The organism is Pedobacter sp. KACC 23697, from assembly GCF_045348445.1.
In the GTDB taxonomy this organism is placed as follows: domain Bacteria; phylum Bacteroidota; class Bacteroidia; order Sphingobacteriales; family Sphingobacteriaceae; genus Pedobacter.
In genome coordinates, this window is the sequence record NZ_CP157485.1 from 451,969 (window position 1) to 464,455 (window position 12,487).

The following is a 12,487-nucleotide window of genomic DNA, read 5'->3' on the forward strand; positions in this document are numbered from 1 at the left end:
GTTTGATTTCATCAAAAAACGGCTAATAAGTGATTTTAAAAAACCACGGTTAAAGCATTTAATTGGGTTTTTATCATCACATTTCCATGTTATGTTCACCTTACTTTCATTATGGCAAATTAATACTAATTTTGCGCTCTAATTTTTGTAATCATGAGGCTGGCAATAAATGGTTTTGGTAGAATAGGAAGAACATTTTTACGCTTGGCACTAGCTGAAGGCTTTGATGTGGTGGCCATTAACGATCTTGCAGAAGCCAAAACAATGGCGCATTTGTTTAAATATGATAGTGTTCATGGTGTTTTTGCAGGTAACGTTTCGGCCAAGCCCGATGCATTGGTGATTGATAACCTTTCAATTCCGGTTTTTGCCATTGCAGCGGCTGATGAGTTGCCGTGGTCGGCACTGCGTGTAGATTTAGTAATTGATTGTACCGGCAGGAACCTGACCAGATCTTCAGCAGAAAAACACATAGCTTCAGGTGCCAAACAGGTTTTGATTTCTGCCCCGGCAGCTGATGATATTCCGATGGTGGTATTGGGCGTAAACGATGATCGTATTGATTTAATGAGTCCTGTATTGTCAAATGCGAGTTGTACAACCAATAATATTGCGCCCATGATTAAGATTTTGAACGATAATTGGGGGGTTGAGGAAGGTTACATTACCACCATCCATTCCATGACGGGCGATCAGAACCTGCATGATGCCAACCACAAGGATCTGCGTAGGGCAAGAGCAGCTTCATCCTCCATCATCCCCACTACTACAGGGGCAGCAAAGGCCATTACCCATATCTTTCCCGAATTGGATGGCCGTTTAGGAGGTGCAGGAATCAGGGTTCCGGTTTTAAACGGATCTTTAACAGATTTTACCTGTCTGTTAAAGAAGAAAACGACCATCGAAGCAATCAATTCAGCTTTCAGGTATGCTGCCGAAAATGAATTGAAAGGCCTTATTCAGTATACCGAAGATCCGATTGTTTCGATAGATATTATCAATAATCCGCATTCATGTATATTCGATTCGCTATTAACATCAATTGTTGGCGATCTGGTTAAAGTTGTAGGTTGGTATGATAACGAATATGGTTACAGTAGCCGTTTAATCGATGTGGTAAAAAAAATAGGTGCACTTTCTGCAAGTTAAATTAGGGCTTTTGGGTTGATTTTAATGCCCAGTAAACCAGCGCGGGTTGAAAAAACAGGCGCAAAAGGCGTTTACTATCCGTATTAAGGCCAAATGCGCTACGCTTGTGGGTATATTGGGCAATATTTCCCGGGAAAACACCAACGAATAGGCCAGCGGCAATTTTGCCTATCAAAGCTTCGTGTTTTTTAGGTGCTAATACCAACGCGGTGCCTAACGCAATTTCAACAAAACCCGAATATACAACCGTATCGTCTTTTTTTAAAGGTACCCAATCTGGCACCTGCGCCTGGAAAGGTTTGCGGGCAAAGGTTAAATGGCCAATTCCGGCGGTTATTAAACCTGCGCCGAGTACTATCCTGGTTACTGTTTTTATGTTTTCTTCTCTCACCTTGTCTACATTAAGTTCACAATTCAATCTTGTTATCACATTGAGTTCAGTAATTATTTATGGAAATATGATGAGCAGATACCCTTTGGCCGGGCCGTTTGCTGAAATCAAAAAGCTGGTTTTTAATCTATCCAATGGTGCAATAACTTTTTTGAACTCTTGTTATTAGTATTTAACAAGTAATTCGGATGTCTGTTTGATATGATATGCATTTAATCGTTACACTATCCGTAACAGTTAGTTAAATGGGGTTATTTCAAATTTACAGCACTTTCTGGGCATTAATATTAGCGGGTTTCAATTGCTTTATTAACTTTGCAAACGTTCTCGGTGCAAGTAATGGCAATATCCCGTTTTGGATGTCATCTGATGATAATTAAAATATGGTCAAATTTATTCTTCCTGAAGAAGTTCTGCCTTTAAGAAGCCTGGTTTTACGGAATGGCAAACCACTTGAAGCTTGCGTTTTTGAAGGCGACCTGGCTTACGATACCTTTCACCTGGGTTTTTTAAGAGATGGCGAAATAAAATCTATCGCCACATTTATGCGCAATGATTTTTTTCCTGAAGAAGGTGAGGGTTATCAGTTACGCGGAATGGCCACTCATCCGGATGAAGGAGGAAAGGGATATGGTGCAGCACTGGTTACCTTTGCTATCGAATACTTAAAAGAATATAAAACCGGTTATTTATGGTGCAACGCCCGCTCAACAGCAGCAGCATTTTATAAAAAAATCGGCTTCTCTACCGAATCGCCGGAATTTGATATCCCGGGAATCGGTTTCCATTATGAAATGAAATTAAACTTAAATCAAAAATAATAAAACATGAACACCATTGACCAGTTTGACTTTAAAGATAAAAAAGCATTAATCAGGGTAGATTTTAACGTGCCTTTGGATGATGAATTTAAAATTACCGATGATAAAAGGATCAGGGCTGCATTACCTACCATCAGCAAGATTTTAAAAGATGGCGGTGCGGTTATTTTGATGTCTCACTTAGGTCGCCCGAAAGATGGCCCTGCCGATAAATATTCCTTGAAACATATCTTATCTGATTTATCTGCTCTGGTTGGTGTAGACGTAAAGTTTGCTGACGATTGTATCGGCGAAAGCGCTGTAAAACAGGCGGCTGATTTAAAATCGGGCGAAGTTTTATTATTAGAAAACCTTCGTTTTTACAAAGAAGAAGAAAAGGGTGATGTCGCTTTTGCTGAGAAATTATCAAAACTGGGTGACGTTTATGTTAACGATGCCTTTGGTACAGCACACCGTGCGCATGCTTCAACTTCAATTATTGCGCAGTTTATTCCAGATGCAAAATATTTCGGTTATTTAATGGCCTCGGAAGTAGAAAATGCAGAGAAAATTCTGAATCACGCAGAAAGACCTTTTACGGCCATTATGGGCGGTGCTAAAGTATCTGATAAGATTCTTTTGATCGAGAAGTTGTTAGATAAGGTAGATAACCTGATTATTGGTGGTGGTATGGCTTACACTTTTGCTAAAGCACAGGGTGGAGAGATCGGTACATCATTGTTAGAAGCTGACAAACAAGAGCTTTCTTTAGAACTGATCGAAAAAGCGAAAGCAAAAGGAGTAAACCTGATTTTGCCTGTTGATACGGTAATTGCAGATAAATTTGCAAATGATGCCGATAAAAAAGATGTAACCTCAGGACAGATTCCTGCAGACTGGATGGGATTGGATATCGGTCCGAAAACGGTTGAGCTGTTTCAGGATGTAATTAAAAACTCTAAAACTTTGCTATGGAATGGACCGATGGGTGTGTTCGAAATGGAAAACTTCCAGGTAGGAACTAAAGCTGTAGCTGAAGCGGTTGTAGCAGCTACAAAAGATAACGGTGCTTTTTCATTGATCGGTGGTGGCGATTCAGCTGCTGCGATTGCCAAATTTGGGATGGAAGACGAAGTAAGTTATGTGTCTACCGGTGGTGGTGCTTTACTCGAATATATGGAAGGTAAAGAATTACCGGGGGTTAAAGCCATTAACGGATAAGCGATAGCACGATAATATTAAAAGGCCTTGCAAATAATTTGTTGCAGGGCCTTTTTGTTAAACGGCATATTTTTTTCTGTGAGGTCAATTGTTCCATTTAGGCTAAAAAACTTCCAGCCCGGTGTTTAATAGTATAATATAAACAGCTAAATAACAGATTAAGAATCCGGTTGATAGTGCAAAATACCGCGTTACTTTATGGCTTCCTTTTTTAAACGGCAGTAAAAACAAAATATTGAATATTTCAGTTAGCAACGCACAAATGAAATTTAAACAGACGATCACACAGCTAAAAGCCACTACAAAAACAGCTGGCTGGATCATGATTCCAGAGGGCAGTCCGTAGAGCGCACCCATCATAAAACTGATCGGGAGAATAATCAAGGCATATTTTAACCCCGATTTAAAATTAATCACAAAATATTCGCCGAGTTTAGGCAGTGGTATATTGATTTTTGCAGGTTTTAATTCTTTTCCGGTTAACGGAATTTCCGATGTCTCTTCTAAAGCTGCGTGATATTTTTTATGTTTTTTACCCTTTTTTTGTTTTTGATAACGCGGCCACCAGATGATGAAACCGGTAATAAAAAGTGCTAAAGGCATTAAGCCGGCAATAAGTGCCATAAACTGGGTTGGCCGACCGCCGAAACTGCCGTAATGAATGGGGGTTAACCAGCCCAAATAAGCATTGCCAACGTTGGGGAAATCCTTGCGGCTGTTCAACAATACTTTACCCGTATATTGATCAATAACCAACATTTCTCTTTTTCCTTGTTTGGGCAGGTTTCCGCTCAGCATATCTAAACGGTAAGTACCTGTTTTATTCGCTGGGAAGGCTATTCCACCAATATAACCTTCTGGCATTTTTTCCTTTACTACAGCAACAACCTGCGTTAGCGGAAGGGGTATGGCCTGTGCATGCCATGCCGATTTAGCCCCTAAGAGCTGGGCGACGCCCTGAGGCGATTTTCCGCTTAGTAAAAACAACAGTGGAATAACAAGCGTAGAAAAAGTAATAGAAAAACCGGTAAGGCTCAATATCGCTACAATTGGAGAAGAATAAAAACCGAGTGAATTGTGCCAATCGTAATTTTGCCGCTTAAATGATCCCTTAATCCTTACGGTGAGCACCGATTTTAATTGCTTCCATTTCTTTGGGATCCATAAACGAAGGCCCGAAATGGTCAGGATCAAAATGCAGAGTGAGGCAAGTCCGCAAATATATCTTCCGGCTACCGGGATCAGCAATGTTCGGTGCAGTTCGGTAACGATATGAATAAAAGAACCCGTATGAATTCTTTTGCCGCCTATTTTCCCGGTATAGGGATTAATAAAAGTTTCCTCGTTACTTTTTAGGTTCAGTAGGCTATAAGCTTCATTGGGGTTTTTGAAGTTATTTAGCATCAGGTAATCAATCTTCAGCTTAGGATAGTTCCTCTTTATGATTGGTACGATTTCTTCAACCGGCAATTTTTGCTTCTGAGCCATTACTTTAAATAGATCTGGATTTAAAGCCCGGTCAATTTCGTCCTGAAAAACAAGAATACTGCCTGTAAGGCCTACAAAAGCGACAATTGCACCAGCAATAATACCAATATAAAGATGCCATTTACCAAACCACCTTTTTTGGTGTTTTGCCCAGTTTAATTTTTTTAAGTGCTGTTCTGATTTCATTTCTGAGCGCAGTTATGCCGAGATAAATTTTAGCCTGTTTTATTCTCACAAAGAAATCGTTTTAATTGTAATTGTGCAAATTATATTTAATAAGTCTAAATAAGGTGTATTAAGAAGCTTTTGGAAAGTGAGAGGTTAAGCCAATGACGATCCATTTTTTATGTTCACTGCATTAGTTGATGATATTTTTAATTAATGCAATGTTTGGTTGTTAGAGCATCAATAATTAAAAATATATTAATCGTGATGCCCTTATTAAGGTACTCATTTTAAAGTGATTTAAGTTTATGCAGAAAAAATGGGCTACCGTGACACCTTTTTTTAATTTGTTTTTAACCTGCTTATTATCAGTTGTTAATGGTTTTTATGTTGTGCAGATAAGGCTATTGTAGTTATATTGTACAGCCATTGTTGTAACAAAAAAGATGTGGAAAACTTTTTTGTGGTAAAAAGTGGTAAAAAGTGGTAGAACTATTTACTTTTACACTAGATAAAAAGTGTAGATACCACTATGACCCAACTTTTAGGAGAATTTGATTGTAAACTTGACGCAAAGGGCCGCCTTATGGTACCTGCTGCGCTTAAGAAACAATTGCCTGAATCCGAGAAAGAAGGGTTGATCATCAACCGTGGTTTTGAGAAAAATCTGGTCATCTATCCGAAGAAAGTTTGGGATGCTGTTATGGCTGATCTGTCTAAGCTTAATATTTACGATCAGGAAAACCGGGCCTTTGTCAGGGCTTTTACGCGTGGTGCAACCGAGCTTTCGCTTGATGCTGCCGGTCGGGTGCTTTTGCCTAAATCGCTGGTCGATTATGCAGGTATTGGTAGTGATCTGGTGTTGGCCTGCCAGTTAGATCGTATTGAGGTTTGGGATAAAAAATCTTACGAAGATATTTTTGATGATGTGCCGGCTAATTTTGCCAGTCTTGCCCAAAAGGTAATGGGTGATAAGAAAGGGGGGGGCGATGGAGAATAATTACCATGTGCCTGTGATGTTGCAGCCTTGTATGGATGGTTTAAATATTAAGCCTGATGGAGTGTATGTTGATGTAACCTTTGGTGGTGGTGGTCATTCTAAAGAAATTTTAAAACATCTTGGTCCGAATGGAAGGCTAATTGCCTTTGATCAGGATCCCGATGCTCAGGCAAATGTTCCTGCTGACGATCGATTTATTTTTATCGATCAGAATTTTGGTTTTCTGAAAAATAACCTTCGTTTAAAAGGTTTTAGGCAGGTTGATGGTATTCTGGCTGATCTGGGTGTTTCGTCTCATCAGTTTAATGTGCCTGAACGTGGTTTTTCAATTCGTTATAACGCCGATTTGGATATGCGTATGGATCGGCATCGTAATTTAACTGCTGCTGAAATATTGAATACCTATACTGAAGATAAGCTGCATAAGATATTTGGCATTTACGGTGAGGTTAAAAATGCGAAATCTTTAGCGCGTGCTATTGTGACTGCGCGTTTAGAACAGCCATTTAGTGATATCAATAGCCTGAAATCGGCTATAGCTGCTTATATCCCCAAAGGAAAAGAAAATAAATACCTGGCGCAGGTTTTTCAGTCGCTTAGGATAGAGGTGAATGCAGAGATTCAGGTACTTGAAGATTTTTTGCAACAAGCTGCTGAAGTGTTAAAACCTGCTGGTCGTTTGGTGGTCATGTCTTATCATTCGTTAGAAGACAGGCCGGTTAAAAACTTCATGGCGAAAGGAAAATTTCAGGGTGAGGTGGAAAAAGATTTCTTCGGAAATCAACAAAAGCCATTTAATGTAATTACGCGTAAAGCGATTGTGGCTACTGATGAGGAGATTGCGCAAAACAATCGTGCCCGCAGTGCGAAACTTAGAATTGCAGAAAAAATATGAACAGGTTTAGAGAGGAGATAGAAGAAGAGGAAGTTGGACCTGAGCCGGAGTTAAAAGCTGCGCCTAAAAAGCCGAAAACTGCTGAAGAAAAAATGGATAGCAATTCCTTTATCAGCAAGCTTTTTAATGATGGATTGGTAAGTAAAGAGGCGGCAACTGATGCCTTGCCTTATTTGTGCTTCCTGGCATTTTTAGGGATGATTTATATCGCCAATAGCCATTTTGCGGTAAATAATGTACGCCGTATTGATAAATTAAATAAAGAAGTAAAAGAATTAAGATGGGAGTATAAATCCCTTAAAGCCGACCTGATGTTCAAGAGTAAATTGACTGAGGTTGCCAAAAAGGTAGATACCCTTGGAATAAAAGAACTGATTGAACCACCAAAAAAAATAATTGTTAAAAGCGATGAATATTAGAGCAAACATCTTGCTTCGTGTATATCTGGCATTTGGCTTAATTGTGCTTTTTGCTTTCGCGGTATTTTTACGCCTCGGTCAGGTGCAGTTTGTGCAGGGAAAAAAATGGAAAGCTATGGCAGATAGTCTTTCTACACGTTACGTAAATGTAGAGGCTACCCGTGGTAATATTTATTCTAACGATGGTAGTTTGCTGGCTACTTCGGTACCCGAGTACGAGCTGCGGATGGACATGTTTGCCGGGGGGATTGCAGATGATAAGATATTTAATGAAAAAGTAGACTCGCTGGGATATAAATTATCGCAGATTTTTCAGGATAAAACGGCAAAAGAATATGCACGTTACCTGCGTAAAGGTCGTCAGGATAGTGCGCGCTATTTGCTGATTCACCGTAAAGTAGGTTATGCCGATCTTAAAACCATCAGAACTTTTCCATTATATAACATCGGTAAATTCAGTGGCGGTTTAATCGCTGTTCAGCAAAACAAACGCATTCTTCCTTTTCAGGCGTTAGCTGCCCGTACCATCGGTTATAAAAACGAAAATGTGGCTAATGGTGTAGGTTTAGAAGGTGCCTATAAAGAATATATCAATGGCGAAACCGGAAAAAGACTGATGCAGCGCATTGCGGGCGGGGTTTATATCCCGGTAAATGAAGAAGCAGAAGTGGCGCCGAAAGATGGTGCCGATATCATTTCAACTATTGATGTGAATATGCAGGATCTGGCGCAGAGTGCCTTAGAGAAGCAGTTGATCAAATCGCAGGCCGATCATGGTGCGGTGATTGTGATGGAAGTGGCAACGGGTGAAATCCGTGCAGTGGCCAATTTCTCTAAAGTAGAAGAAGGAGTTTATAAAGAGAAATTTAATTATGCCATTGCAGGTAATCAGGATCCGGGTTCAACTTTTAAACTAGCTTCCTATATGGCTTTGCTGGAGGATGAACTGGTTGATACCAATACCATGGTTGGAACGGGTACCTATAAAATTCCAGGGCATACCATTAAAGATTCTCATGGAAGCATTGGTGTGGTAACGGTTAAAAAAGCTTTTGAACAATCATCCAATGCGGCAATCGCCTATCTCATTAATAGTAAATATGGCGCAAACCCTAAAAAGTTTACCGATCATTTGTATGATTGGCATTTGCATGAAAAAATGGGATTACAAATTCCGGGTGAAGCCAGGCCCGCAGTAAAAAATCCGGTGACTAATAAAAGTTGGAATAAGAACATGACCCTGCCGCAAATGGCCTATGGTTATGAAATGCAATTAACGCCATTAAAAATGTTATCGCTTTATAATGCGGTGGCCAATAATGGTAAAATGGTGGCGCCAATTTTTGTGAAAGAGATTAGAAGGCTGGGCAACCCGATTGAGCAATTTAAAGCCAGGGTAATTAATGAAAAAATCTGTTCTGATGTTACGTTGAGCAAGATCAAAAAGATGCTGGAAGGCGTGGTAACTGAAGGCAGCGGTAAGCAGATTGTTTACAATCCGTTATATCCGATTGCAGGTAAAACAGGTACAGCTCAGGTGGCTGATGCTAATAAAGGATATAAAGCAAATAAGCAATATCAGGCTTCTTTTGTAGGTTATTTTCCTGCTAACAAGCCAAAATATTCTATGATCGTGGTAATTAATGATCCAAAAGGCGCTTATTACGGGGCATTAGTTTCCGGACCGGTTTTCAGGGAAATTGCCGATCGTATTTACGCCAGCGACATGCAGATGTATAATGATGTGCCTACCCGCCTGGTTGGTAATACCGGAACACCGCCTACAAAAGCCGGTCAGAGTAAGGCAACTCAGAAGGTATATAAAGCATTTGGATTTAAACCGCTTTTTGCTTCTAAATCCGAGTATTACAATATTATAGATACCAGTGCCGGAACAATTTTCCAGGAAAATAACGAGCGTAAAGGTGTAATGCCGAATGTGGCAGGGATGGGACTGAAAGATGCCCTGTACCTTTTAGGTAACGCTGGTTTAAAAACAAAGGTTTTCGGATCTGGAAAAGTAATCAGTCAGTCTATAGCGGCAGGTACAAAAGTGGGCAAAGGATTAGGTGTACAGATAGAGTTGAATTAGGGTGTAAGGTTTAAGGTAAAAGGTTTGGGATCTTGATACTTGATTCTCAATACTTGATACTAAAAAAATAAAAAAGGAATGCAATTACAAGATTTACTTTATGGCGTAACGATTAAAGAATTGGTTGGTAAAACTGATAGGCAGATCAATGCACTGAATTTCGATTCGCGTAAAGTAGGTAAGGATGATATCTTTTTTGCAATAGTAGGTACGTTGGCTGATGGGCACCAGTTTATTGAGCAAACCATTCAGCAAGGCGCAGCTGTAATTATCTGTGAAAATCTTCCGGAAATCGATGATTATACGGTTACTTATGTTAAGGTAGAAAATACTTCGGTGGCTTTGGGAATCATGGCCGGTAATTATTTTGAGAATCCATCAGCTGATTTAAAACTGATCGGTATTACCGGAACAAACGGAAAAACCACCATTGCAACCATTCTTTTTAAATTATTTAAAGATCTGGGTTTCAAAACCGGGCTATTATCAACCGTAGAGAATTATATCAATGATACTGTGGTGCCGGCTACGCATACTACACCAAACCCAATTGCCTTGAACCAGCTTTTAAGAGATATGGTAAACGCAGGCTGCGATTATTGTTTTATGGAGGTGAGTTCGCATGCAGTATCACAACACCGGATCGAAGGCTTGACTTTCTCCGGAGGAGTGTTTTCGAATTTAACGCATGATCATTTAGATTTTCATAAAACTTTTGATGCTTACCTGAAGGCCAAAAAAGCATTTTTTGATATGCTGCCTAAAACGGCATTTGCATTGACCAATATCGACGATAAAAATGGTATGGTGATGTTGCAGAATACCAAAGCACATAAAAAGACCTATGCCCTTAAACAACTGGCCGATTTTAAAGCAAAAATTATTGAAAACCAGTTCAGTGGCTTGCATCTGGATATCGATAACGAGGATGTTTACTTTAAGCTGGTAGGCTCTTTTAATGCCTATAACCTATTGGCTGTTTATGGAACTGCAATTTTATTGGAGCAGGATAAATTAAAGGTGCTGACAATGTTGAGCCGTTTATCGGGTGCTGAAGGAAGGTTTGATTATATCACTTCTGCCGATAAGATTATTGGTATTGTAGATTATGCGCATACGCCGGATGCCGTTCAGAATGTATTGAGTACCATTGCCAATATCCGCAAAGGAACCGAACAGGTGATTACGGTAATTGGGTGCGGCGGAGACCGTGACAAAACCAAACGGCCAATTATGGCCCAGGTAGCCTGCGATTGGAGCGATAAGGTGATTCTCACATCTGATAATCCACGTACGGAAGATGCCCAAACCATTATTAATGATATGGAAGCTGGCGTTTCGCCTACAAATAAACGTAAAACATTATCCATTTTAGACAGAAAAGAAGCAATAAAAACGGCCTGTCATTTAGCGCAGCCAGGAGATATTATTCTCGTTGCGGGTAAAGGACACGAGAAATACCAGGAGATTAATGGCGTAAGGAACCATTTTGATGATAAAGAAATTTTACTTGAACAATTAAAACCAATCAGCTAATGTTATATTTATTATTCGAATACCTGCATAAGCATTATGATATACCTGGGTTAAGGTTGTTTCAGTACATCACTTTCCGTGCCTCTATCTCTATTATTCTTTCATTGGTCATCACCACCGTTTACGGTCGCAGGTTAATTGATTATCTGCATAAAAAACAGGTTGGAGAAACCGTAAGAAATTTGGGTTTAGAAGGCCAGATGCAGAAACAAGGTACGCCAACAATGGGTGGGATCATTATTTTACTGGGTATTCTTATCCCGACATTATTATTTGCCAATATTTCCAATATCTACGTCATCCTGATGATTATTACGACCATCTGGATGGGGGCGATCGGATTTTTGGATGATTATATTAAAGTATTCAAGAAAAATAAGGAAGGTTTAGCAGGTCGCTTTAAAGTTGTTGGTCAGGTAGGTTTGGGTTTGATTGTTGGCACCACCATGTATTTTCATCCTAATATTGTAGTGAGAGAAACTGTTCAGGATAATGTTAAAAGTACTTCTACAGTTCCGATGGTATTGCGTCAGAAAGGCGAGACATTTTATTATACACAGGATGTAAAATCGACCAAAACCAATATGCCGTTTTATAAGAACAATGAGTTCGATTATGCGAAGGTATTGAAGTTTTTAGGTGGCGATTATCAGAAATATGCATTTATTATATTCCTCATTTTTACCGTATTTATCATTACAGCGGTTTCAAATGGGGCCAATATAACCGATGGTATTGATGGACTTGCTACGGGTACATCTGCTGTAATTGGCATTACCTTAGGGATTTTGGCTTATGTATCGGGTAATACGATCATGGCCGATTACCTGAATATTATGTATATCCCCAATTCAGCAGAGCTGATGATTTTTGCCGGGGCATTTGTTGGTGCATGTGTGGGATTTCTTTGGTACAACTCTTATCCTGCCCAGATTTTTATGGGCGATACCGGAAGTTTGGCTATTGGGGGTATCATTGCCGCATTTGCACTGATGATCCGTAAGGAGCTTTTGATCCCGATTTTATGCGGAATATTCCTGGTAGAACTGGTATCCGTAATTATGCAGGTTTCTTACTTCAAATACACCAAGAAGAAATTTGGTGAAGGCCGGAGGATTTTCCTGATGTCGCCTTTGCATCACCACTACCAGAAAAAAGGATATCATGAAGCCAAAATTGTAACCCGCTTCTGGATTATTGGAATCATGCTTGCGATTATGACCATAGTAACATTGAAATTAAGGTAGTTCAAAGTAGAAGGTTTAAAGGTGGGGGGTGTAAGGTTTAAGTAGAAAAGAAAAAAAATAAAATAAAAAATCAAAATATAATAG

11 protein-coding genes are annotated in these 12,487 nt (G+C 39.6%); 9 read left to right on the top strand and 2 right to left on the bottom strand.

From position 1 onward, the window contains the following. The first annotated feature begins 153 nt into the window (after positions 1 to 153). Positions 154 to 1,149: a type I glyceraldehyde-3-phosphate dehydrogenase gene (gene gap / locus ABEG20_RS01700; RefSeq protein WP_406825694.1), complete on the top strand. Its 996-nt coding sequence runs from the start codon at positions 154 to 156 to the stop codon at positions 1,147 to 1,149. A gap of 1 nt (position 1,150) precedes the next feature. On the opposite strand, the gene ABEG20_RS01705 is transcribed toward gap, so the two are convergent. After that, entirely contained in the window at positions 1,151 to 1,540 is a 390-nt protein-coding gene (locus ABEG20_RS01705) for a hypothetical protein (protein ID WP_406825695.1), read from the bottom strand. A 383-nt stretch (positions 1,541 to 1,923) separates the two neighbouring features. On the opposite strand from ABEG20_RS01705, the gene ABEG20_RS01710 reads away from it, so the two are divergent. Further along, positions 1,924 to 2,361 (top strand): GNAT family N-acetyltransferase, encoded by a 438-nt coding sequence (locus tag ABEG20_RS01710; RefSeq protein ID WP_406825696.1) that lies wholly within the window; start codon positions 1,924 to 1,926, stop codon positions 2,359 to 2,361. 6 nt (positions 2,362 to 2,367) lie between these two features. Further along, on the top strand, positions 2,368 to 3,561 hold the full coding sequence (locus tag ABEG20_RS01715) for a phosphoglycerate kinase (protein WP_406825697.1): 1,194 nt from the start codon (positions 2,368 to 2,370) through the stop codon (positions 3,559 to 3,561). Between the two features lie 102 nt (positions 3,562 to 3,663). On the opposite strand, the gene ABEG20_RS01720 is transcribed toward ABEG20_RS01715, so the two are convergent. Then, complete coding sequence (locus tag ABEG20_RS01720; protein WP_406825698.1) at positions 3,664 to 5,235, bottom strand: PepSY-associated TM helix domain-containing protein; 1,572 nt, start codon at positions 5,233 to 5,235, stop codon at positions 3,664 to 3,666. 511 nt (positions 5,236 to 5,746) lie between these two features. Here ABEG20_RS01720 and mraZ point away from each other — a divergent pair. The 6 genes from mraZ to mraY all read left to right on the top strand — a co-directional run bounded on the left by mraZ (position 5,747) and on the right by mraY (position 12,403). Beyond that, a complete protein-coding gene (gene mraZ, locus ABEG20_RS01725; protein WP_406825699.1) occupies positions 5,747 to 6,214 on the top strand; it encodes a division/cell wall cluster transcriptional repressor MraZ in 468 nt (155 codons plus the stop codon). Beyond that, on the top strand, positions 6,204 to 7,109 hold the full coding sequence (gene rsmH, locus ABEG20_RS01730; RefSeq protein WP_406825700.1) for a 16S rRNA (cytosine(1402)-N(4))-methyltransferase RsmH: 906 nt from the start codon (positions 6,204 to 6,206) through the stop codon (positions 7,107 to 7,109). Before mraZ ends, rsmH begins: the two co-directional genes overlap by 11 nt. Further along, positions 7,106 to 7,528 carry an FtsL-like putative cell division protein gene (locus ABEG20_RS01735; protein ID WP_205056701.1) on the top strand — a complete coding sequence of 141 codons (423 nt, stop codon included), beginning with the start codon at positions 7,106 to 7,108 and terminating at the stop codon, positions 7,526 to 7,528. The genes rsmH and ABEG20_RS01735 overlap by 4 nt, the downstream gene beginning before the upstream one ends. After that, positions 7,518 to 9,620 carry a penicillin-binding protein gene (locus ABEG20_RS01740; protein WP_406825701.1) on the top strand — a complete coding sequence of 701 codons (2,103 nt, stop codon included), beginning with the start codon at positions 7,518 to 7,520 and terminating at the stop codon, positions 9,618 to 9,620. Before ABEG20_RS01735 ends, ABEG20_RS01740 begins: the two co-directional genes overlap by 11 nt. Positions 9,621 to 9,698: 78 nt before the next feature. Beyond that, positions 9,699 to 11,156, top strand: a complete 1,458-nt coding sequence (locus ABEG20_RS01745) for a UDP-N-acetylmuramoyl-L-alanyl-D-glutamate--2,6-diaminopimelate ligase (RefSeq protein WP_406825702.1) — start codon at positions 9,699 to 9,701, stop codon at positions 11,154 to 11,156. Beyond that, on the top strand, positions 11,156 to 12,403 hold the full coding sequence (gene mraY, locus ABEG20_RS01750; protein ID WP_205056698.1) for a phospho-N-acetylmuramoyl-pentapeptide-transferase: 1,248 nt from the start codon (positions 11,156 to 11,158) through the stop codon (positions 12,401 to 12,403). Before ABEG20_RS01745 ends, mraY begins: the two co-directional genes overlap by 1 nt. Positions 12,404 to 12,487: the final 84 nt, after the last annotated feature.